The organism is Pedobacter gandavensis (genome assembly GCF_014172405.1).
In the GTDB taxonomy this organism is placed as follows: Bacteria; Bacteroidota; Bacteroidia; order Sphingobacteriales; family Sphingobacteriaceae; genus Pedobacter; species Pedobacter gandavensis.
On record NZ_WNXC01000001.1, the window covers coordinates 829,280 to 852,916 of the forward strand.

The following is a 23,637-nucleotide window of genomic DNA, read 5'->3' on the forward strand; positions in this document are numbered from 1 at the left end:
CAAATGACGATCACACTTACTAATTGGCTTCATCAAATCAACATTTCCATCCACATCGCCTGTGGATGTTTGGCATTACTCTTTGGATGCTTTGCAATCTTAATAAGTAAAAGAAGTACCCTTCATCAAAAGAGTGGCAAATTGTTTCTTTGCTTTCTTCTGGTCGTGATTTTAACAGGCTTAATTGCGGTCTTTTTTTTTCAAAGGAATACATTTTTGCTAGTCATTACAGTCCTCAGTGGTTATCTTGGTTATTCTGGTTATCGTACCTTACAGACAAAATCCAACCTTCCGAAAACCCCTGACATTGTAATTGCACTACTCTCCTTAGCTAGCCTTGGTTATTTCTTATATTATTTTAAGCGTTCTGGTATGATCTGGGATCCGATGATCATCTATAGCACCATGGGCTATCTCATCCTAATTGTCTCCTATGACCTGGGCAGGTATTTTATCCCTAAGTCTAGATATGGCAAATTATGGCTTTATGAGCATATCTTAAAAATGATCAGTGCCTTCAGTGCTATTTTATCAGCTTTTACCGGAACTGTATTCGCTCAATACCATCCATATAGTCAATTTTTACCTTCTATCTTAGGAGCAATGGTAGCCACGGCATTTATGTTGGTCACCTATCATAAAAACAGACAAGCGACTACATAAAGTTGATATAAAAAGAAACCCTTTTGAAAGTATCAAAAGGGTTTCTTTTTGTGATTTTAAACCGCGTTTTATTTCTCTATTTCAAGCGGCTCATTATCCAATCCGATTACTTTAAAGCTGACTTTATTGCCATCAACCAATTTTTCATAGTAAACACCATCAGGGCTTACGTAATAAACCGCACCTTTAATTAGTATTTCTCTTGAATCCTCAGGCAATTGATCTACAATATCACCAATTTGAGCTGAAGGATTCACATATATTGTTTTTCCATCAGTATTCAGAACACCATCTTTACCAGCTACCACATAAACCTGTTTTCCGTCTGCATTCTGAACAGATGAGTAATAAACGCCTTTACTTTCATAATAGGTTTGTCCATTAATCACCACTTCTTTTGAATCATTAGGAAGTGTAGGAACTTCTGCACCTACCGGAGGTACAACCACTTTATATTCCTTATCGTATTGTTTGTAAAACAATCCATCAGAATAGTAAAAACGGTCAGAACCAAAATAAAGCGGGTAATAGCCAAAAGGCAAGACGTTAATACTTAAACCAAGATAAGGTCTGTAGTAATTATAATAACCATAATGAGGTCTATAATACGGCCTGTAATGAGGTCTATAACCTGGTCTGTAACCGGGTCTGTAATCTGGCCTATAGCCTGGTCTGTAGTTATTTCCTGGACGGTATCCAGGTCTATTTGGCCTGTAATCCGGCCTATAGCTAGGTCTGTTTCCTACTGAAGGTCTATCACCCACAGAAGGTCTGTCACCTACTGAAGGCCTGTTACCAACCGAAGGTCTATTGCCTCCAGATGGGGTACCTATAGAAGGCCTGTTTCCTCCTGAAGGTCTATTTATTGATGGTCTGCTACCTCCATTTGATGGCCTACTCACTGATGGTCTGCTACCGCCTCCACCTGATGGCCTCTCGCCTCTTTGGGCAGAAACATCTGTTGTAGTGATTCCGCTAGTTAATAAAACGGCTCCTGCAACGACAAACGATTTAAACCATGAACTTTTCATATATTATCAAATTTTAACAGTTGGACTAGACAAGTCTAAAAAGGATTATTCACGATACAAAGAAACGAAAAAGCTGACCTACAAATGATAAAACCGCTTTATTTTTAGTAATTTGAGTCATACAGACCCTTTTAATGTTGATCTTTTAACCTATGCCTATCCTTTGGAAATACTTTAAAGAACAAAAATGGTGGGTGCTGTTGGCACTTTTCCTGGCCGCAATTGCCCAACTCCTAAGTCTAACAGATCCAATTATTTTTGGAAAGATCATAGACGAGTATGCAAGTAATCCGGGGAATAAAAGTCAGGATGAATTGGTAAAAGGAGTGCTTTATTGGCTGAGCATCGCTATTGCTATTGCTATCGCAGCAAGGATTGCTAAGGCTTTTCAGGAGTATTACACCAGATTGGCCGTTCAGCAGTTTGGGATGCAGATTTTCAATGATGGCATCCGGCAAACACTGCGGCTCTCCTTTCAGGAGTTCGAGGAAAGTCATAGTGGTGAAACTTTATCCATTCTTCAAAAAGTAAAAACCGATACCGAGCGCTTCGTCAATTCATTCATTAACATTCTCTTTTCTTCATTTGTTGGAATGGGTTTTCTCGTTTGGTATTCTATTACCAAGAACTGGATGCTCGTACCAGTATTTGTTATTGGAATCCTGGTATTAGGCTCACTTACCGGATTATTGAGTAAGAAAATCAAAATGGTACAGCGCTCCATCAATAGAGAAACCAATAAAATGGCAGGAGTCATTACCGAATCGCTCAGAAATATAGAACTGGTCAAAAGTCTTGGATTGACTTTCCCAGAAATCCGAAGGTTAAAATTACAGACTCAAAAGATCTACGACCTGGAGATGACAAAAACCAGGAGAGTTAGAACCCTTTCCTTTTTACAGGGAACCACCCTCAACGTACTCAAGCAATCAATTTTATTCATCTTACTCTGGCTGATTTTTCGGAATAAATTAAGCACCGGCGAGTTAATTACGATGCAATTTATCTCCACTTCCATTTTTGGGCCATTACAGGATCTTGGAAGCATCATACTGAGCTATCGGGAAGTTGAGGCTTCCGTTCATAGTTTTGATCAATTGATGCGTAAGCCTGTGGAACGTAAGCCAGAATCACCGAGGCAAACTGGCCCTTTGCAAAATCTATCTTTTGACCAAGTCGTTTTTCGCCATAAAACAGCACAGAGCAATGCAATTGACGACATTTCTTTCCATGTCAATACCGGAGAAACCATTGCTTTTGTTGGCCCTTCAGGATCTGGTAAATCTACGCTGGTCAAGTTACTGGTTGGTTTGTACCGACCCGTTTCCGGAGCAATTTTATTTAACCAGATCCCTTCAACGGAAATCCGTTACAATGAACTTCGCCGACAAATCGGTTTCGTCACACAAGACACTCAGCTTTTCGCAGGCACGATCAGAGAGAATCTTTTATTTGTCAAAGGAGATGCAACGGACGAAGAATTACGCTTGGCACTGGATAAGGCCTCCTGCACCAATCTCCTGGCAAAATCTGAAAAAGGGATGGATACGCTATTGGGGGAAGGCGGATTAAAACTTTCCGGAGGAGAAAAACAAAGAATCTCTATTGCGCGGGCTTTATTAAGAAATCCAAGATTACTCATTTTTGACGAGGCCACCTCCGCCCTGGATTCCCTTACGGAGGAAGAGATTACTTCTACCATACGTGACCTCTCTATGAGCAGGGAGCGGATTACTGTGGTAATTGCCCATCGGCTTTCTACGATTATGCATGCCGATGTGATCTATGTTTTGGAGAAAGGGAAGATTTCTGAGTCAGGTTCTCATGCTGAACTGCTGGAGCAAAAAGGATTATATTATGCCATGTGGCGCCAACAAGTTGGCGAAAGAAAGTGATATTTTTTTACTTTTGTTTATGATACACGCCAATTTACTGCTGATCCTCGCCTTGTTTTTTGCCATGGCACTTCTTTATTTATTGAGTCAACGTTGGAAAATCTCCTATCCTATTTTTCTGGTTATTGGAGGATTGGGAATAAGTTTTATCCCTGGAATCCCCGCAATTAGTATCGATCCTGATATCGTATTTCTTATTTTTTTACCACCATTGCTATTTGAAGCCGCATGGTATACTTCCTGGAATGAGTTTTGGAAATGGAAAAGATCCATCTTATTGTTGGGTTTTGGATTGGTATTGATCACTTCAGTAGCCATTGCCTACTTTTCAGTGAGTATCATTCCCGGCTTTACCCTTGCCTTAGGCTTTTTATTAGGCGGGATTATCTCTCCTCCAGATGCGGTAGCGGCCACCTCTGTATTAAAAGGCGTGGATATGCCAAAAAGAGGCTTAACGATGTTGGAAGGTGAAAGTTTGGTCAACGATGCAGCCTCGCTAACCGTATTTAGGTTTGCATTAGCTTCGATCTTGACTGGTCAATTTGTTTTCCAGAAAGCAGCAACAGACTTTTTAGTACTGGCAGTAATGGGCGTATTTGTTGGTCTGGCGATTGCACACATTTTGTATCTCGTACTGAGGTATTGGGCTAAATCATCCAGCATTACTACCCCAATCACACTAATTGCCCCATATCTGATGTATATTGTTGCAGAGGAATTCCATTGGTCCGGCGTTTTAGCCGTAGTTAGTGGTGGGTTATTTCTATCCTTCCGCTCCAACGACTTTTTAAATTACCATACCAGAATACAAACGAAGGAAGTATGGGCAACTGTAGGTTTTCTATTGAATGGTTTTGTTTTCATCCTTATTGGATTGGAACTCCCTGTAATCGTAGCCGCCCTAGACGGATATTCAATTAAAGAGGCCATCCATTATGGATTGATCATTAGTGCGATTGTGATTGTTGCCAGGATTATCCTGGTATATGTAGTTTCTTATCTGCCTAGATTATTAAGCCCTAAAATTCGCAAATCCGAGAAAAGCCCAGGCTTAAAGCTCCCATTTATCATTGGTTGGGCAGGCATGCGTGGGGTCGTTTCTTTGGCTTCGGCCTTAGCCATTCCTTTGACTTTAGCCAACGGAGAAGCTTTTCCACATCGAAACCTGATCTTGTTTATCACCTTCATCGTTATTTTGGTGACACTGGTATTTCAGGGGCTTACCCTTCCTATTTTCCTGAGGTTATTAAAAGTAGAAGAAGTTGACGACCATATTCCTTATGATCAGCAAAAAGAAGCGATCAGATTACAGTTGGCTAAAGAATCTGTCACCTTCCTTAACAATAAGTACAATCAGGAAATGAAGGAATTTGAAACCATTGCGAGAATCAAAGAGCAACTCGAACGTAGTATCCATGCAACAGAACAGACTTTATCTGAGCAAAAAGAACAGGTTGCTTCTGTAAGAAAGCTTTACGGGAAGATCATGCTGGACTTAATCACCATGAGAAGAATCGAGCTGAATAAATTGCGTGCAACAAAGCAATATGATGATGAAGTAATCAGAGATCTGGAAAGCAGTCTGGACTTAGAAGAAGCAAGGTTGTATAAGCAATAAGCCTTTCTTTGGTGACACGCTGTGATTTTCATAATTATGGATAGCTTTGCAAAATATGATCAAAATACCTGCACTCAGCGTTCTATTGTGCCTTTTTAGCCTATCCATTACCGCTCAAGATTCAAAAACAACCTTATATCAAAATATAACTACCGCTCTGGCAAAAGAAAAATTAGCCGGAGCGGTCTGGTCTACAGTAGATTCCCTTGGCAACATTTCCACAGGTGCCAGCGGAGTTAAAAATGCGGATACGAAACAAGTTTTGTCAACCTCAGACAAAGTTCAGGTCGGTTCTATCACAAAAACATTAATTGCTACTGGTATTTTCAGGCTCGTTACCATGAATAAAATGAGTCTGGATACACCTGTTGAGGAAATTTTAACCAATATTAAGTTCAAAAATCCCTGGTCAGCCAGCCATCCCGTAACCGTTAGACATCTATTAGACCATACTGCTGGTCTAGAAAACCTTCGCTTATGGCAAATGTTTAGCGAACAGGTAACACCAAATACACCACTGGTCGAAAATTTCAGTAAACACCCTTCTACTTTGCAGATTCATAGTCGTCCGGGTACTCAGTTTGCCTATTCTAATATGGGTTACACCCTGTTAGGAATGGTGATAGAGGCCATTACCAGGCAGCGTTATGAGGAATATCTGGATACTTATGTCTTAAAGCCAATTGGTATGGCAGAGAGTACCTTCGGATTTGTATCTCAGTTAGGCAAAAATGCTGACCCAAGATTAGCGATGGGACATCTTGACCACATGCAAACACAACCTGCCAGCCCGATGTACCTCAGACCTGCAGGCCAATTTACCACTACCGCTTATGATATGGGTATTTTCTTAAAGTTTCTAATGACCAATGGCAATCTTAGAGGCTATTCATTTATCCGTAAGGATCTATTGGCTACTATGGGTAATCCCGATGCGGAAACCGAATCTAAGCAACATGGCTTAGAAGCCGGCTATGCAGCGGGTTTAATGAAAAGAGACCGTCACCAGGTAATTGGTCTGGCTCATGCAGGGAGTATTGTGGGCTACCATGCGATGATCTATCTTTTTCCTAAGGAAAAAAAGGCTTTCTTCATATCGCATAATATGGATAGTGAAACTGCAGATTATGAGGTTTTCAACAAGATTTTACTGGAGTCATTAAACCTTAAAAAACAAGAACCTGATCCCAGGGCTGTGATGCCAGTGGACATTAAAAATTGGGCAGGAAACTATGTGGCAGTCAGGGATCAGTTTAAAATGTTTGCTTATGTGGATCTCCTTGCAGGATTTGTGACCCTGATCCCTGGAAATGACCATCTGGTATTCAGCCAGCTACAGAAAGAAGATAAAATCTTGAAACCTACCCGTTACCACTTGTTTAAAGTGGATGATAAAATCAGTAGTTCTCATGTGATCTATACAGACTCAATGCAAAACAGACGGATTACAGATGGCTTTAAAACCTATAAAAAGATCAGTTCTCTCTATTTATGGACGATGTATATGAGTTTAATCTTCGGTTTACTGGGTTTGAGCTACCTTTTTGTCTTGGGCTGGGTCAAATTGTTATCCAATAGAAAGCGCTTTTTACACCAAGCCATTGGGGTTCCATTCCTTTGCATCCTCGCATTACTACTTCCTATACCCTTGTTTATGATGCAGCATTTTACTGCACTGGGGGATATAACTGCAGCCAGTATTGCGTTGGCCCTAGTGACCACATTACTTCCAATAGGTTTGTTGTTTGGATTGTGGCGATCGATAAATATTAAAAAAGAAGAAAGATCAAATGGGTTGACCAGCCTGGCGCTAATCTTTTCCATCCAGTGGGTTGGAATGTTGATCTATTGGGGAATGGCGCCAATGCTTTTATGGATTTGATCGCGTAATAATATATTTGGAACAGCGTTATCCTAAGCACTCCATAAGAAAGTAACCATGACAAATAGACCTAAAAACAGGGCTTTTTGGTGGAAAGAAACATCCTTCCATTCTTTTTGTTTAAAAAAAATCAAATTTAATTCCGGAGTAAAATCTGTTTTGATAATCAATCATTTATACGCAAAACGGAGCTTAAAAGCTACATTTGTTCGTAACATTTTAGCTACTTTATATTCAAATGGAAGCTATAAATAAAGAGTTTGGCATCATTTTTACAGGTTACCAAGTGTAAACAATATTCAAAATTATGAAAAAGATATTTTCAGTAGCGGCATTAGCGATTTTATTATCTGCCTGTTCAAATAATGCTAAAGAGGAAGCGATGATCAAACAACAAGCGATTGTTGCTGTAAAAGATAGTCTGAGATTGGATAGTTTCAAAAGAGCAGATGCTTTAGAAAAAGAGAGAATTGCGAAAGTAAAAGATGAAGAAATCAAAACTGCACGCATCAGAGAAGAGAAAAGAACACTTCTTTTAGCGGAACGCAATGATGCGGCCGAAAGAAGGTCTCACTCATCGTCTTCGTCTTCAAACACAGTAGCTACACCTGCTAAGAAAAAAGGATGGAGCCAGGCTGCTAAAGGTGCTGCAATTGGTGCTGGTGCTGGTGCAATCGGAGGTATTTTGGTAGACAAAAACAATGCTAGAGGTGCCATCATCGGTGGTGTTGTTGGTGCAGGAACAGGATATGTGATTGGTAGAGCCCAGGATAGAAAATCAGGTAGAGTACAACCTAAAAACTAGTACTTAACTAATCATAATATAAAAATTACTGGATTATGTTCAGATAATTTGAAAAAGGAAGGGCAATGAAGAGGCCCTTCCTTTTTTGTTTTAGGAATTCAGCTCTGATAAAGCGATTTCAATAAGCTTCAGTTTTTGATCAATTGGCATGGCATCTGCTAACATCCAAGATGCAGAAAGCCCTGACCAGGCCACGATCCATTGCAAAAGTCGCTTTGAATCCAAATTTGCAGCTTTGGATACTACACCTACTTGCTGAGCCAGGCGCCCATTCTGAATGGCTATAGTCATTTCCGGATTACAGAAAAGATTGGCAAAATCAAATCCCCGTTCTCCATACAGCGCTTTCGGATCTATAGCCAACCAACCCGAATCACCGGCGTCCAGTATATTTCCATGATGAATATCTCCATGTAAGACAACCTCATCTATTGGATCATTTAACAGGAATCTGGCAATCTCCGCACATTGACTGAAAACCCCATCAAGTTGATTGGCAGCAAAGAAAAGAGCATAAAACCATTCTGATAAAGGAATGAGTTTTAGCGATGCTGAGGCTTTTGCGGTATGTAGCTTAGCCGCAACCTGACAAATGATCTTACTGGCTTCATCATCCGCGCCATTCCACACCATATCCCTCAAAGACCCTTGGCCTGAGGCTCTTTCCATCAACAAAGCCGCTGAGGAATGCCTTAAAACTTTTACCGCACCATTCCCAGCCCAATGAACCATCAATTTGGAGCCCCTACGCTCCTCCTCTACTAAAGCAATTTTGAGCATTGCGGGAATCCCCTCATAACGTACCGGCTGCAGTATACTTGAATTTGTCGAAAAAGCTGCTCCATCTAATTGCAAATTCCAACTTTGCTGATAATCATCAAGCGTTGCTTTAACTAAGGACAGTTCAATTTTCTTTCTAATCATCATCCGTTATGCTAATCGTATATTATCTCTTAGCCAAGGATTTGATTACCGCCATGACATCTTCATCTCCAAGACCTTCTTGTTGTGCCTCCTGAAAGCTATGGAATAACGGGTTAATTAATGGCGCATCTAGTCCGGCTTCTTTAGCCAGTCTAAGGTCTTTAACCAAATGTTTCAATGCAAAAGCTGCGGGATATTCCTCGTTTAGAATGGATGGCGTTTTAAGTTTTGTAATACCATTACCACAAGCTCCTTCATTGATTATGGTCAGCATATCACTCTTGCTAACGCCATTCTTTTCTGCAAATAATACCGTTTCAGCCAGCCCCTGTAAGTTCAGCCCCAATAGGTAATTGATGGCCAGCTTGGCAGAACTACCTACTCCTGCCCCTCCAACATGAACGGACAATTTCCCTAAGGCTTCAAAAGCAGGTTTTGCTTTTTCGTAAGCTGTAGCCGCTCCACCAACAAGGATAATCAAGGTGCCATCTTGTGCAGGCTTAACACTCCCTGATACCGGTGCTTCCAGAAAATCAATCCCTTTCGCTTGGCAAGCTCCTGACAAATATCTGGAGGTATCCGGGGAAACCGTACTCATATCAATAATCATTTTACCTTCCGAAGGTTTTGTCAGCAGGCCTTCATTCCCCTCATAGACGGCTTTCACGGCTTGATCATCCGCTAACATCGTGAATACGATATCGCAAGTCTCGATTAGAGATTGGGGATTTATTGCACTTGTAGCGCCACTGGCGATTAATTCTTCTTCTTTTTGTCTCGTTCTGTTAAAAACGACAACTTCAAAACCCGCTTTAAGTAAGTTCTTTACCATTGGGGTTCCCATATTTCCAAGACCTATCCAGCCTAATTTTAATCTACTCATGAGGTTTGCTCTAATTCAATGGCCTAAAATAAGCAATGCTACCCAACAAGAGAAAAAAGACAATTAATAATCACTAGCGTATAAATTCATTTTTTTACACTAGATTAGATCAACTATACACTTAGTTTGTTTAATATGAAAACTACTAACGCATTTATCCTCTTTAGTTTTTTATTGATTACGCTAAACAATCAGGTTCTGGCACAGCAGAAAAACGTAAATCAGGTAAAACCCTCAGCTACGAAGGTTTCCAGAACTGAGGTTACGGTATCAAGCCTATCAAATGCAGGTAAACCGATATATGATGCAAAGAGGGTCCTAAAAGATTTTCCAACTTTTTGGGATTACCATTATAAGAATGTAACGCTCAATGAGGATTTCTTAGCTTATGATTTGGCCGGCAAAAAAATCAGTAAAACTAAATTCTTAAACCAGTTAAAAACTGGAAAATACATTGCTTTGCAGGTCTACACAGCTACTTCATCGCTAGCCTATAAACTTCACAAGATACCAGCTACTGCCGATCCTGCAATTGTTGGTTATATGCGTGATTTTGGAAAAAAACAGCTTATTTTCTCTCAAATGAAAGGAAAAAAAGCACCCGCTTTTAATTTCACAGATGTAAATGGAAAGACTTATACTTCAGAAAATACCAAAGGAAAAATAGTGTTATTTAAGTGTTGGTTTACCACTTGCACAGCTTGCATAGCAGAAATGCCTGAATTAAACAAACTTGTAAAAAAATATAAAAACAGAACAGATATCCTCTTCATCAGCCTTGCGATCAATGACAAGAAGGAATTACAGCGTTTTTTAAGTAAAACAAAATTTGATTATGCAACAATTCCTGCACAAGAATCATACATGCGTAAACAACTAAACGTGGCTGCTTATCCCACTCATTTTCTGATAAACAAAACAGGAAAAATCATATTTATATCGGAAGATGCTGACCAGATCAAGAGGCATTTAGAAAAAGAAATTGCTTTATAGGATTTCCCTAAAGAACATGGCTAAGCCGAAAGATAAGAGTATTAAAAACAACCGTAATATAACCATCAACATGAAAACAAAACAATTCTTAACACTTCTAGTCCTCATGATTGTGTTTTTTAACTCATATGGACAAAAAGCGATGACTTTTCAAGAGGCAGAAGTTCGTGGAAGATCATTTCAACATTTAGATAGCTTATATAAAAGCGCGGTTGATGCAGATCCAAAACGAGCGGTTTTTAAAACTCCGCAGGAACAAGCAGAACTTCAAAAATCATATAGCGCATTGATACAAGACCTGGGTGTCTTCCTGAAGGCTAATGACTTTAATTGGGAAAAACCAACAAGATGTTTTAACAGAATTTATTTTAACCCTGGTGGTAAAATTGACTACTTCTTGTTTAATTTTCCAAAGGACATGATTGCGGCTGAAAAAGAAAAGGAATTTCAAAGATTACTTAATGTGTTTATTAAGGACTATAAGTTCCCGATGAAAGCAAAGGAGAACTTTGCTCAATGTAGCCCTGTAAAATACAATTAAACTGATTTCCCTGAGGCCTTGTCAAATTTTTGAGGACCAAAACAATATCCAGATCGCTAATCTTTAAATTAGCGATCTGGATAGAACATTATACTTACTTCTGGTCGTAATCAAAATTCACCATCCATTGAATGCCAAATTTATCTGTCAACATTCCAAAATAAGCGCCCCAAAAAGTTTTCTCTAAAGGCATTACGACATGCGCACCTGGTGAAAGTGCTGCAAACAGTTGGTCAGCTTCTGCTTCGCTATCTGCACTGATACTGATGGAAAAGTTATCACCGATATTCAGCTTCTGTCCCATCGAGTCAAGTGCATCAGTACCCATAAGTACATTCCCATTACCAATTGGCAATGCAACATGCATGATCTTTTCTTTATCTTCTGCAGACATATTATCGCCATGTGGACTGTCTTTAAATCGTTGAAACACGACAAACTCCCCGCCGAATACAGATTTATAAAAATTGAATGCTTCTTCCGTATTTCCCAGGAAGTTTAAATAAGGATTAATAGTAGCCATGGTTTTGTTTTTAAGGTTTGGTGCGCTGCATTGAAATGCAGACCTAAATATATTCAGTTAATTTTACAATTCAAATTGAGGTGTTTTGAAGGTGCTGAAGAGTGGCTTAAGGGAAATTTATAGGGGGTAAATGCCCCATGAATTTCAGCCTTCCCTATTATCAGTAAAATGTAATTTCCTAAGAAAATCTGGTATAATTTAGGCCTTCCTATTTAAAGTTGTATTTTTGATACAACTTTAATAAACCACTATGCTTAGTACAACAGAAATAGGCTTGATCAAAGCCACAGTCCCAATTTTAAGAGAACAGGGTCTATTGTTAACGCAACATTTTTATAAAAGAATGTTCCAACATAACCCGGAATTAAGGAATACCTTCAACATGGGGAATCAGCAAAATGGCACACAACAAACGGCATTGGCGCTTGCTGTTCTTGCTTATGCGGAGAACATTGAAAATCCAGGAGTACTCCTGCCTGTACTTCAAAGAATCGGTGATAAACATACCAGTTTACAAATCACAGCCGAGCAGTATGACATTGTTGGAAAACACCTATTGGCTTCCATTGGAGAAGTGCTTGGTGATGCAGCAACAGCTGATTTGATTACCGCATGGGCTAAAGCTTATGGTCAACTGGCCGACTTAATGATCAATCTTGAAAAGTCAATATATCTGCAAAAGGCTGCTGTAAAAGGTGCCTGGACTGGCTGGAGAAAGTTCATCATCGATAAAAAAGTACAGGAATCTGAGGAGATCACTTCCTTTTATCTGCGTCCGGAAGATGGACTTGAAGTATCAGCGCACCAACCGGGTCAATATTTAAGCATTAAGGTATTTGTGCCTGCTTTAGGCATTTATCAGCCTCGTCAATACAGCATCTCTTCTGCACCAAGTGCTGAGTATTACCGGATTTCGGTAAAAAGAGAGCCTGGAAACGAGCAAAAAGAAAGTGGAACAGTCTCAAATTACCTGCATGATCAACTGCTGGAGGGTGATGTGATTGAAGCGACCACTCCTGCCGGTGATTTTGTCTTGAATATCAATCAGACTACACCGCTGGTTCTTTTAAGTGGTGGCGTAGGTCAAACGCCATTTGTTTCTATTTTGGATTTCCTCACAAAATCAGACCAACAACGCCAGGTAAAATGGGCACACGCTTGTCGCTCGGAAAGTGTTCATGCCTTCCGCGAACAAATCAACGCATGGCAATCCGAACACGATTGGTTTGAGCATATCGTGTTCTATGAAAATACAGATTTGGCATCAAAAGAAAATTCATTGTCAAAAGATACCCGCACAGGACGGATGGATGTTGCTGAAATCAGCGAAATGCTCCTGATACCGGAAGCAGAATACTATCTTTGCGGACCCAAGCCTTTTATCGAAAAAACAATGAAAGACCTATCCGCCTTAGGCATAGATCATAAAAAGTTATTCTTTGAAGAGTTTGGCCCACAAACGATTCAAATGAATTAATTGCTATAAGATGAAACTGAACCAATTTACCGATTATGGATTGAGAATCCTGATGTATATGAGTCGCAAGCCAGCACACCTGCCGGCAACGACCATTACTGAGCTGGCCGACCAGTTCGGAATCTCTAGAAATCACCTGGTTAAAGTGGTTCAGTTTCTCTCTAATCAAAACATTATTGATGCCCAAAGAGGCCGAGGTGGCGGTTTACGCCTTTTCGATTCTGCGGAAAGCTATAGGATTGGAAAGCTCGTTCGGCTGTTGGAACAAGATGAAGAACTGATCAATTGTGAAAGCCCGCTTTGTATCCTTGCTGGAAACTGCGGACTGAAGGGTATCTTGAATGGGGCGCAAAATGCCTTATACCAATACCTGGATCAATACACGCTGGATGATATCAGCAAACCTGCCCTTAGCAAAACGCTGCAAACCCTATTCCCTGGTCCCACTGATCAAAAAACAGAATTAACCTAATTTCCAATCCGGACGTTCAAAGTGGCAAGTATAACCATAAGGAACCTTTTGCAAATAATCCTGATGATCTTCTTCTGCATTCCAAAAATCTGTTTCCGGAACAACTTCCGTTACAAATTTTCCAGGCCACTTACCCGTTGCTTCCAGTTCTGCAATTAAAGCTAAGGCTGTTTCCTGCTGCGCTTCATTTACAAAGAAGATCGCAGAGCGGTAAGAAGTTCCAATATCGTTTCCTTGTCTGTTTTTGGTTGTAGGGTCGTGAATCTGAAAGAAATACTCCAGAAGGCCACGGTACGTTAATACTGTTGGGTCAAATACAATCTCAATTCCTTCCGCATGTGTTCCATGATTTCGGTATGTTGCATTGGGAACATCGCCCCCGGTGTACCCTACTACCGTTGAAATCACACCTGGATGGTGGCGAAACAGTTCTTCTACTCCCCAAAAGCAACCCCCTGCTAAAATGGCTTTTTCAGTATTCATATCATTCTCTTTTTAATGGTATAAAGGTATCATTTTTTTCAGCTACCCAATTCAGCCATTGTTAACCTTCTATCATTTTTGAACGATTACTTGTTAAGCTAACTCTTTCTAAATACATTTATAGGCTTTCCTATTTTTTTAACGCCCAGAGCTCAGCATAAAGAGCTCACATTAAGACCTATGCTTAACATTTATACCGCTACAGCAAATGATTTCCCGGTGATCCAGAAGATCGCCCATAAAACATGGCCAGCCACATTTGGCGCCATCTTGTCCCCTCAACAAATCAGCTACATGCTGGAAATGATGTACAGTACAGCAGCCTTAACAGAGCAGGTGGCAGGAAAAGGCCATCATTTCTTATTGGTGAAAGATGAAACAAATGATTTAGGCTATGCCTCTTATGAGCTAAATTACAAAGGCTTACCAAAAACAAAAATCCATAAAATCTATTTACTTCCTGAGGCACAAGGCAAAGGTGTCGGTAAACTTCTGATGAAAACCATCTCAGAAATTGCCAAAGACAATAAGAATACGATTTTGTCCTTAAACGTAAACCGTGATAATTCCGCATTTCTCTTTTACAAAAACATAGGCTTTGAACAAGTCGGCGAAGAGAATATCGACATTGGCGATGGCTTCTTAATGGAAGATTATATCATGGAAAAACAATTAGCATAACCCCTATCCCTTTTGGAATATTTCAAAAAACTCCTTGAGTTATTAAAGATTGAACGCGAAGAAGACTTAAGGTCTTACCAACAATTAACAGAATCCTCTTCTGTAGCCAGCCGTAGAGCAAATGGATTATCCTGGTATCCGATAGCCATCAGAGGTTCAGAGATGAGCCGTGGTGATTATTTAACGGTAGAGATAGAACGCACTACGCATCAAGAACTTGCGCACCAACTTCGTTTTGGTGCATCGGCAGTATTGTTCTCTAATCATGATCCTAAAGATCGTGTAGAAGGCACCATTACTCATCAAAGCGGCAACCGTTTAAAAATCACGCTAAAGACGGATGAACTACCGGATTGGACCCGTGATGGCAAATTGGGTATAGATGTATTGTTCGATAACAACAGTTACGATGAGATGCAAAACGCGCTGAAACAGGCCTCAACAGCATTGGAAAAATCTGAAGGGAACAGACTGATTAAGATCTTAACCGGTCAGACCAGTCCAACTTTTTCTAATGAAATTCCTCATTACACCATTCCAAAATTAAACCGGGTACAACAGCAGGCTGTAGATAAAATCCTTGCAGCACAAGAGCTGGCCATTGTTCATGGCCCTCCGGGAACTGGAAAAACGACCACCCTGGTACAGGCGATTAAAGCATTAATCAAGCAAGATCATCAACAAATCCTTGTTGTAGCACCAAGTAATACAGCTGTAGATCTACTTACAGAAAAGCTGGACGAAGAAGGTTTAAATGTATTGCGTATTGGAAATCCAGCCAGGGTATCGGAAAGACTACAGTCTTTAACCCTCGATGGAAAACTGTCTGAACACGACAGCATGAAGCAAATCCGTGCATTAAAGAAACAGGCCAATGAATATAAAAACATGGCCCATAAGTACAAGCGAAATTTCGGACGTGCGGAGAAAGAGCAACGTAAAGCTTTGTTTGATGAAGCACATAAGCTCATGAAAGAAGTGGGCAATACGGAGCAATACATGATTGATGATCTGCTCAGTAAAGCGCAGGTGGTAACCGCTACACTTGTTGGCGCCAACCATTACACCATTCGCGGAGTAAAATTCCACACGGTGGTCATTGATGAAGCTGGTCAGGCTTTAGAGCCTGCCTGCTGGATTCCGATTCTTAAAGCACAGAAAGTTATCTTTGCAGGAGATCATTGTCAGCTGTCCCCAACGATAAAGTCTAATGAAGCTGCAAAAGCTGGTCTTAGCACGACTTTATTAGAGAAAGCCACGCAAATACACCCGGAAGCTGTGACGCTTCTAGAGGAGCAATACCGCATGAATGAGGCCATCATGAGTTATTCTTCAAAAGTATTTTATGAGCATAAATTGAAAGCCCACGATTCTGTTGCGAAACATGTGTTGTTTTCAGAAGATGCGCCATTGGCATTCGTGGATACAGCTGGTTGTGGTTTTGAAGAGAAATATGAAGGGACCAGTAGTACCAATCCAGAAGAAGCGGCATTCCTATTCAAACACCTTACACAACTCGTAAACACAGCCGGCCATCATTATACCGCAGATAATTTCCCTACCATCGCAGTGATCTCTCCTTATAAACAGCAGGTTTTATTGATGAAGGAATTGATATTACATTCCCCGGAACTTATGGCTTATGCCGCTAAAATTTCGGTAAATACCATTGATAGTTTCCAGGGACAGGAACGCGACATCGTTTATATTAGCATGACCAGGAGCAATAATGAAGGCAGTATTGGTTTCCTTTCGGACATCCGAAGGATGAATGTAGCCATGACCAGAGCCAGGAAAAAACTCGTGGTCATTGGCGACAGTGCAACTTTATCCCGCCTTCCATTCTACTCCGATTTCATCAGCTATGCAGAAGAAATCAACGCTTATCAAAGCGCATGGGAGTTTGCAGATCTTTAATCTGCAAACTTCTTCATGGTACCATTTTCACGCAATCGGCCATACCAGGAAAACGCCTCTTCTAAAAGATGAGGCGTTTGTCCACCTCGCACACAGGCTCTCTCATAATAATCTAGTAATTCTGCTTTGTAATCCGGGTGTGCACAGTTTTCTATGATCACTTTAGCGCGTTGTCTAGGTGCTAAACCCCGTAAGTCAGCCAAGCCTTGCTCCGTAACGATCACATCCACGTCATGCTCCGTATGGTCAACATGGGAAACCATCGGAACAATCCGTGAGATGGCATCTCCTTTTGCAGAAGATTGTGTTACAAAAACACTTAAATAAGCATTACGGGCGAAATCGCCTGAACCCCCTATTCCGTTCATCATATTTGTTCCAGCCACATGTGTGGAGTTTACATTACCATAGATGTCACATTCTAACGCCGTATTGATGGCTATAATTCCGAGACGACGAATCACTTCTCCGGCATTGCTGATTTCTTGTGGACGTAAGACTATTTTATCTTTATATTTTTCAAAATCATGGAATATCTTAAGATAATATTCTTCAGAGACTGTGATGGATGAACCGGATGCAAAAGTCATCTTTCCAGAGTCTAATAGATCGAATGTACTGTCTTGTAAAACTTCTGAATACATGATCAGGTTTTCAAAATCACCATCCATAAATCCATGAAGTACTGCATTGGCTACCTTGCCAATACCTGCTTGCAAAGGAAGTAATGATTTAGTCAGATTACCTTGTTCTACCTCTGCTGAAAAGAACCTGACCAAATGCCTGGCGATTGCTGAAGTGGACGCATCTGGAGCAGCAATTTCTGCCGGACTATCCGTCTTATTCGTGATTACCACACCTACAATCTTTTTAGGGTTGATATAGATGGAGTTTCGCCCTACACGATCATCAACTGATACAATTGGAATCTCGCAGCGGTTCGGATATTCACCCGCAGAAAATATATCATGAATCCCACAAACTGATAAAGGTACGGCTAGGTTTAGTTCAATAATTACCTGATCTGCTAGTGCAGCAAAGGAAGCAGAATTACCTACAGATGTGGTCGGTATGATACTTCCATCTGCTTCAATCCTTGAGGCTTCCAGCACTGCAATGTTGATTTTAGGAAAGTGGTTTGATTTTAAAAGCGTCACTGTTTCTCCCAAATGCTGGTCTATAAACAAGACCTCTCCTTTATTAATGGCCTTTCGCAAAATAGGATCTACCTGAAAGGGAAGTCGTAAAGAAAGGGCATCTGCTTCGGCCAAAGCACCATCGGTACCATGCCCCAGAGAAGCGCCTGTCATTAATGTGATTTTAAGTGGTTCAGTCTTTGCTCGTTCTGCCAGAGCAGCTAATACAGCTTTACTATCGCCGGCCTTAGTGAAGCCACTAGAGGCCACGACCATCTTATCTTTAAAGAGCTGTGCGGCTTCTTCTGAGGTCATTATTCTGGAAATTAATTCCTCCCTCAGTATTCTATCTGCGTACATACATTTGGTTTAGAACACAAATCTATCTGCAATAATCAGCGGAATGGTATCCTTTCCGGCCAATTGCATATCTTATTATGCCAGCATAACATCTAAGCCCAATGCCCCTTTCATCTTCACGTATTCCGATGGCCTAACGCCCAAGGTTTTGTAAAATGTAGTGCTAAAAGTCGGAATGCTATTATAGCCGACCATGGATGCAACTTCTTTCACTGACATTTTATCCTCTAATAGCAGTTGCACCGCCAACATCATTCTTTGTATGGTGAGGTACTGGATAAACGACATGCCAACATCACCCTGAAAAAGACGGGAAAGGCTTCTTTCGCTGAGGCCAAATTGGCTGGCCATGGCGGGGAAAACGATGGCTTCTGATAGATTTTCTCCCATATATTTAATCACTGATGCCAGTCGCTTATCTTTCGCGTAAGGCAATGCCAGTGGTAACTTATATAAGCTCACCTCTGGTAAAATTGCTTTTAATGCCAATGCAAAGCGATAAGAGCTTTGTTCGGTCTGGTCGATATCTCCACTCCAGCGGTTGCTGAAAATGATCATTTGCAACAATAAATCATTAACCGGATAAATTCCTTTCTGCGCATAGAAAGGGTTTTCATTAGCCTCCACAGGGAAATAAAGGTTTCTCATGGTCACATCAGCAGAACTCGGGTGGATACTATGAACCACGCCTGGTGGAATCCACATGTAATGTCTGGCAGGCAAAAAATAGGTCTTTTGTTCCGTACTCACGTGAACCACCCCACCTTCTGTATATAGAAATTGTCCTTTCTCATGCTGATGGGCAGAAATATCCTGTTCACCCATGAGGTCATGCATACAATAGATGGTATTCGGGTTTTTATCAACCTCAGTTAGGTAGTAATCTTTATGAATATTAGCCATGGCGGAAATGAATAAACATTTGACCAACAAAGATAATCAAGCCAACTGAAATCATTGCAACTTTGTAATGAAAATTCTACACAATGAAAAAGCTCCCCCTTATTGCAAGGGAATCATTAAGTGCCTTAAGAAATCAACAGAGAATTATTCTTGGCACATTACTATTAACCGGGACGATGATGCTCCCTGTTCAAGCACAACAGCAACAGTCTTTAAGTTTACCCCAAGCCTTGAGTCTGGCTGCAGAACACAATAAAGAGGTTCATAAATCCAGAGTACAGCAGGAAATTTCAGAAGAAGAATGGAAAGAAAAGAAAGAAATGAGGCTTCCCGACGTGGATTTCCATGCATCTTATGCAAGAATCACAGACCTTACCGAGTACAACCATGGCTTGAGTGATAAAGTAGTCACTTCTACGATTCCTGAATGGGCTGATGTAACGTCCTCTGCTAGAATGCCCATTTATAATGGCGGACAAATTAAGTACAGTATCAAAAAAGCCAAACAGGAAGAGGAAATCAGTGCATTAAAAGTCCAGAAAACCGTAAACGACATTCAAATTGAGGTGGTAGCTACCTATTTAGGTGTGTTTAAGCTTATGGAACTTCAGAAGCTCATCCTGGAAAACATCAAGGAAGAAGAAGATCGTTTAAAAGAAGTTCGTGCCTTTAAAGCGCATGGAACAGTGACGGGCAATGAGGTATTGAGGGCAGAACTGCAATTATCAGACATGCAGTTACGCCTTTTATCGAACAAAAGAAACATCGCTATTGGTTTACATAACTTACAAACATTATTGGAGTTACCTGAAGAAGATGTCTTAACCCTTGATACTAATTCCCTAATCAATAATACATTGAGGCTTCAGCCCTATCCTTATTACCTGCAGTCAGGTTTTCAAAAGGAAGACATGGGTATTGCGAAAAAACAGGAGGCCATCAGCCAGACTGAACAGCGTCTTGCGAAAAGTAGTTACTATCCAAAACTAGCATTATTCGGTTCTTATGGATACAATTATCCCAACTACATGTTCTTTCCCCCCAACAAAAATGGCTACACTTTAGGTAAAGTTGGTATAGAAGCTAATTTCAGCCTGTCCAATTTGTACAAGAACAGAAGTAAAGTGAAGTTGGCAGAGAAAAGGATTGAAGAAGAAAAAGCGAATACTGAAATTCTTAAGAACCAGATTAGTAATGAGGTATTTAAGCAGTATACAAAGTATCAAGAAATCATGGATCAGCTACCGGTAACGGAAAAGGCGAAGAAACAAGCGACAGAAAACTACAGGATCATCAAATTAAAATACCTGAATCAACTGGCTTTGGTTACCGATATGCTGGATGCCGACAATGCACTACTCCAGGCCAAATACAATGTGGTATCCACCCAGATTGACGCTTTAATGAAACATTACGAATTGCGTTACGCAGCAGGACAATTATAAATCAGCCCAATAAATTACAATGAATACTACTAAAGCGCCTGCAGTACACGGCCCCTTCCACACGTTATTTACAATTCTAGCCAGCTTAATTGCCGCAGGAGGTTTGATTATGGGCGTCTGGTTTTTCATATTTTACAACAACAATGAGGAAACCAATGATGCACAGATTGATCAATATGTGACCCCAGTGGTGACACGTATCACTGGTTATGTCCAGGACGTCAAATACAAAGAAAACCAATTTGTACATAAAGGTGATACCCTTATTATCATCGACAACAGAGAATATAAGTCCCATTTAGACCTGGCATTATCAGAAATTGAAAATGCAAAAGAGAGTGTTGGCGTGTTGCAAAGAAACGTGGCGACTACCAAAAGTAATACCGCGGTTCAGCAGTCTCAACTGGATGCGGCTAAATCACAAGTATGGAAAGCGGAAGAAGAATATAAGCGATATCTAGCCCTATTGAAAGAGGATGCGGCAACCAAACAGCAGCTGGAAACCATGAAGTCAAATTACGATTCCGCTAAAGCGCATTATGAAGAAATCTCACATGCTTTACAATCCACAGCCTTGAGTACTTCGGAGGCTTCTTCCCGCGTTCCAGTGGCAAAAACCGTGATTAGTGGGAAGAAAGCAGCAGTTGACAACGCGGCACTGTACCTTTCTTATACCATCTTAACCGCTCCCTACGATGGTTGGGTGGGTAAGAAAACCATTCAACCTGGCCAATTGGTCAAAGAAGGACAAACACTGGTTTCTGTGGTGAGCCAGGAGAAATGGATTACGGCAAATTACAAGGAAACGCAGGTAGGAAGAATTGTAATCGGCCAGCGCGTTACTTTTAAAGCAGATGCTAGCGGCGACCAGGTGTTTAACGGGGTCGTAGAGTCCTTCTCTCCGGCAAGTGGCGCAAGATTTTCTATGCTTCCGCCGGACAATGCAACAGGGAATTTTGTCAAAATTGAACAACGCATTCCTGTGCGTATTAAGTTATCAGATCCTGAAAAAGAAACTGAATTTTTACGCGCAGGAATGAACGTGATTGTTGTTGCTAATCATCAGAAATAACAATGGCCAGTCAAACTGTATTTAAGCCTTGGGTGCCCGATTGGGCCGTAAAAGCTGTACTGATCTTTTGTATGCTGCATTCCATGGTGCTCCTGGGATTGTACACTTCCAATACCACTTATTCAGCAAGTTTTCTGGATGTGGAAGTCGAGGATTTACAATATGCGATGAGCATCACCTATGGTACTTTTTTAGCCACCATACTGATTGAAAGTAGAATCTTTAAGTTCTTTCCTACCCGAAATTACTTCATCGCCATCTATTTTCTTGCCGCAGTTACTTTCATCATTTCAGCTTATACCCATGATTACGTCTTATTTATCATTTTAAGAATGGTGGAAGGTGTGTTAATGGCTTTGCCCTGGATTCCTTTAAGACTTTTACTTCTCAGCAGGTTTAAATCTAAAAATGCCACCATTGTAGTCTTTTCACTCACTTATGGGACATTGCTCATCGCCTCCCCTTTTATCATGAATATTGTGGTCTGGCTGTTAGAAAATTACGATTGGAAATATATGGCTTATGGCTCTGCATTTTTTCAATTTCTGTGCGTAGCCTTGGTATTGATCACTTTCAATGGACATCGTTTTCATAAAAAAACACCACTTTATCAAGTTGATTGGGCAAGTTTTGTACTGGTGCATACCGCCATTCTTTGCGGCGCATTTGTATTGGTTTATGGAGAAAAGAAATACTGGTTCCAGTCTTCTCAGATTGTTCTTGCTTCAGCCCTTACAGCGGTCAGTTCCGGCCTGTTCCTGGTGAGGCAACTCTTGGTAAAGCGCCCATGTTTCGATTTGAAAGTTTTCCGTTATGCAAACTTGCGCACAGGCTTAGTATTATTTGTGCTTTTTTATATTTCCAGAGCAAGTTTAAATATTTGTCACACCACGATGAGTAAAGTCTGGAATTGGGAACCTGTAAGAGTCGCAAACATTCAATACATCAATGCTTTGGGTGATCTCATTGGGATTTTTATTGCAGCTATCCTACTTTCCCGTGCGGTGGCAACAAGGTATATTTTTATTCTCGGATTTAGTCTGATGGCGATTTACCATTTATGGTTTACTTTTCTTTTTGTTCCTGATGTGACTTTGCAGGATATCATGATACCATACCTACTTCAAGGAATCGCGGTAGGCATATTGTTCGTTCCTCTGGTGCTTTTTACAGTTTCTGCAGTTCCAGCTCAGCTTGCCCCCTTTTCAGGTACTGTTGGCGTAACTGGTAGATTCTGGGGCAGCACGATCGGTTTTTGCCTGATGCAAAATGCACAGGTATTTTTAGAACAAAAACATTATAGCAAATTCAGTGAAACAATCGTTGCGGAGCGACCAGAGATCCAGGAGCAGGTAAACGGTTACATTCAAAAATTTCAAAGTAAAGGTTTTAGCTTAGATGAGTCTGCTAAGCTAGCCATGCAACAAATTACCAGTAACCTGAGGAAACAAGGAACCTTGCTTTCTAATATGGAGATTTTTACCGCAATTGGGCTAGGATTGGTTGTTTTAGTGGTTTTATTGATTTTTAATCGTCACTTGAGGCAATCCTTTGACATCTTTAAAAATAAGATATGGGGTAGTTGATGTGGCTTATCATTATTTCTCCATTAAACCTGAACAAAAACATCACAATAACGTTAGTACTGAAGTCGTCAGAAATATTTGATTATTAAACCGATACGCAATTTTATACAAAATGATATAAGAATCAGCTAAAAATTAACACAACTTTTTTTAAAATTAATTAGCAACTTAATATTATTTTTCTACCTTTGCACTCCCGAAACAAGGGAACATAAATGATTCCGTAGCTCAGCTGGTAGAGCATTACACTTTTAATGTAGTGGTCCTGGGTTCGAATCCCAGCGGGATCACAAAAAAGCCCTCTAATCATATGATTAGAGGGCTTTTTCCTTTTAGGAAAAACCAAA

At 40.5% G+C, this 23,637-nt stretch carries 21 protein-coding genes and 1 tRNA gene; 15 read left to right on the plus strand and 7 right to left on the minus strand.

What is annotated here, in order from left to right; all coding sequences use genetic code 11:
* Positions 1-3 precede the first annotated feature (3 nt).
* Positions 4-663, plus strand: a complete 660-nt coding sequence (locus tag GM920_RS03240; protein ID WP_182953364.1) for a hypothetical protein — start codon at positions 4-6, stop codon at positions 661-663.
* 68 nt (positions 664-731) lie between these two features.
* On the opposite strand, the gene GM920_RS03245 is transcribed toward GM920_RS03240, so the two are convergent.
* The gene (locus GM920_RS03245; RefSeq protein WP_202986024.1) at positions 732-1,694 is read right to left on the minus strand and encodes a DUF6515 family protein; all 963 of its coding nucleotides are present in this window, start codon (positions 1,692-1,694) and stop codon (positions 732-734) included.
* 152 nt (positions 1,695-1,846) lie between these two features.
* Here GM920_RS03245 and GM920_RS03250 point away from each other — a divergent pair, with 152 nt between their 5' ends.
* The 4 genes from GM920_RS03250 to GM920_RS03265 all read left to right on the plus strand — a co-directional run bounded on the left by GM920_RS03250 (position 1,847) and on the right by GM920_RS03265 (position 7,894).
* Positions 1,847-3,589 carry an ABC transporter ATP-binding protein gene (locus GM920_RS03250; protein ID WP_182953366.1) on the plus strand — a complete coding sequence of 581 codons (1,743 nt, stop codon included), beginning with the start codon at positions 1,847-1,849 and terminating at the stop codon, positions 3,587-3,589.
* A gap of 19 nt (positions 3,590-3,608) precedes the next feature.
* On the plus strand, positions 3,609-5,207 hold the full coding sequence (locus GM920_RS03255) for a Na+/H+ antiporter (protein ID WP_182953368.1): 1,599 nt from the start codon (positions 3,609-3,611) through the stop codon (positions 5,205-5,207).
* Between the two features lie 55 nt (positions 5,208-5,262).
* On the plus strand, positions 5,263-7,089 hold the full coding sequence (locus GM920_RS03260; RefSeq protein ID WP_182953369.1) for a serine hydrolase domain-containing protein: 1,827 nt from the start codon (positions 5,263-5,265) through the stop codon (positions 7,087-7,089).
* Positions 7,090-7,396: 307 nt separating this feature from the next.
* Positions 7,397-7,894: a YMGG-like glycine zipper-containing protein gene (locus tag GM920_RS03265; RefSeq protein WP_182953371.1), complete on the plus strand. Its 498-nt coding sequence runs from the start codon at positions 7,397-7,399 to the stop codon at positions 7,892-7,894.
* 90 nt (positions 7,895-7,984) lie between these two features.
* Here the strand turns inward: GM920_RS03265 and GM920_RS03270 are convergent, their stop codons facing one another.
* Positions 7,985-8,821, minus strand: coding sequence for an aminoglycoside phosphotransferase family protein (locus tag GM920_RS03270; protein ID WP_202986025.1), 837 nt, complete (start codon positions 8,819-8,821; stop codon positions 7,985-7,987).
* A 19-nt stretch (positions 8,822-8,840) separates the two neighbouring features.
* The gene (locus GM920_RS03275) at positions 8,841-9,701 is read right to left on the minus strand and encodes an NAD(P)-dependent oxidoreductase (RefSeq protein ID WP_182953373.1); all 861 of its coding nucleotides are present in this window, start codon (positions 9,699-9,701) and stop codon (positions 8,841-8,843) included.
* 135 nt (positions 9,702-9,836) lie between these two features.
* On the opposite strand from GM920_RS03275, the gene GM920_RS03280 reads away from it, so the two are divergent.
* Positions 9,837-10,694, plus strand: coding sequence for a TlpA family protein disulfide reductase (locus GM920_RS03280; RefSeq protein ID WP_182953375.1), 858 nt, complete (start codon positions 9,837-9,839; stop codon positions 10,692-10,694).
* Positions 10,695-10,764: 70 nt separating this feature from the next.
* Positions 10,765-11,235, plus strand: coding sequence for a hypothetical protein (locus GM920_RS03285; RefSeq protein ID WP_182953377.1), 471 nt, complete (start codon positions 10,765-10,767; stop codon positions 11,233-11,235).
* Positions 11,236-11,329: 94 nt separating this feature from the next.
* Here GM920_RS03285 and GM920_RS03290 read toward each other — a convergent pair whose 3' ends face one another.
* Complete coding sequence (locus GM920_RS03290) at positions 11,330-11,758, minus strand: VOC family protein (protein ID WP_182953378.1); 429 nt, start codon at positions 11,756-11,758, stop codon at positions 11,330-11,332.
* A gap of 250 nt (positions 11,759-12,008) precedes the next feature.
* Here GM920_RS03290 and hmpA point away from each other — a divergent pair, with 250 nt between their 5' ends.
* The gene (gene hmpA, locus GM920_RS03295; protein ID WP_182953380.1) at positions 12,009-13,235 is read left to right on the plus strand and encodes an NO-inducible flavohemoprotein; all 1,227 of its coding nucleotides are present in this window, start codon (positions 12,009-12,011) and stop codon (positions 13,233-13,235) included.
* Positions 13,236-13,245: 10 nt separating this feature from the next.
* Complete coding sequence (locus GM920_RS03300) at positions 13,246-13,707, plus strand: RrF2 family transcriptional regulator (protein WP_182953382.1); 462 nt, start codon at positions 13,246-13,248, stop codon at positions 13,705-13,707.
* On the opposite strand, the gene msrA is transcribed toward GM920_RS03300, so the two are convergent.
* Entirely contained in the window at positions 13,699-14,190 is a 492-nt protein-coding gene (msrA, locus tag GM920_RS03305; protein WP_182953384.1) for a peptide-methionine (S)-S-oxide reductase MsrA, read from the minus strand. The genes GM920_RS03300 and msrA overlap by 9 nt on opposite strands.
* A gap of 180 nt (positions 14,191-14,370) precedes the next feature.
* Here msrA and GM920_RS03310 point away from each other — a divergent pair, with 180 nt between their 5' ends.
* Both GM920_RS03310 and GM920_RS03315 read left to right on the plus strand, forming a co-directional pair.
* Positions 14,371-14,871 (plus strand): GNAT family N-acetyltransferase, encoded by a 501-nt coding sequence (locus GM920_RS03310; RefSeq protein ID WP_182953385.1) that lies wholly within the window; start codon positions 14,371-14,373, stop codon positions 14,869-14,871.
* Positions 14,872-14,883: 12 nt separating this feature from the next.
* Positions 14,884-16,788, plus strand: a complete 1,905-nt coding sequence (locus GM920_RS03315; protein ID WP_182953387.1) for an AAA domain-containing protein — start codon at positions 14,884-14,886, stop codon at positions 16,786-16,788.
* Here GM920_RS03315 and GM920_RS03320 read toward each other — a convergent pair.
* Together GM920_RS03320 and GM920_RS03325 are read right to left on the minus strand one after the other, a co-directional pair.
* The gene (locus tag GM920_RS03320) at positions 16,785-18,284 is read right to left on the minus strand and encodes an acetyl-CoA hydrolase/transferase family protein (RefSeq protein ID WP_182953389.1); all 1,500 of its coding nucleotides are present in this window, start codon (positions 18,282-18,284) and stop codon (positions 16,785-16,787) included. The two genes, GM920_RS03315 and GM920_RS03320, sit on opposite strands and share 4 nt — an antisense overlap.
* Positions 18,285-18,359: 75 nt before the next feature.
* The gene (locus tag GM920_RS03325; protein ID WP_182953391.1) at positions 18,360-19,187 is read right to left on the minus strand and encodes an AraC family transcriptional regulator; all 828 of its coding nucleotides are present in this window, start codon (positions 19,185-19,187) and stop codon (positions 18,360-18,362) included.
* An 83-nt stretch (positions 19,188-19,270) separates the two neighbouring features.
* Here GM920_RS03325 and GM920_RS03330 point away from each other — a divergent pair, with 83 nt between their 5' ends.
* From GM920_RS03330 to GM920_RS03345, 4 genes are all read left to right on the plus strand, one after another.
* The gene (locus GM920_RS03330; RefSeq protein ID WP_182953393.1) at positions 19,271-20,632 is read left to right on the plus strand and encodes a TolC family protein; all 1,362 of its coding nucleotides are present in this window, start codon (positions 19,271-19,273) and stop codon (positions 20,630-20,632) included.
* A gap of 19 nt (positions 20,633-20,651) precedes the next feature.
* A complete protein-coding gene (locus GM920_RS03335; protein WP_182953395.1) occupies positions 20,652-21,704 on the plus strand; it encodes an HlyD family secretion protein in 1,053 nt (350 codons plus the stop codon).
* A 2-nt stretch (positions 21,705-21,706) separates the two neighbouring features.
* Positions 21,707-23,290, plus strand: a complete 1,584-nt coding sequence (locus GM920_RS03340; RefSeq protein ID WP_182953396.1) for an MFS transporter — start codon at positions 21,707-21,709, stop codon at positions 23,288-23,290.
* A 217-nt stretch (positions 23,291-23,507) separates the two neighbouring features.
* A tRNA-Lys gene (locus GM920_RS03345) sits at positions 23,508-23,580 on the plus strand.
* Positions 23,581-23,637: the final 57 nt, after the last annotated feature.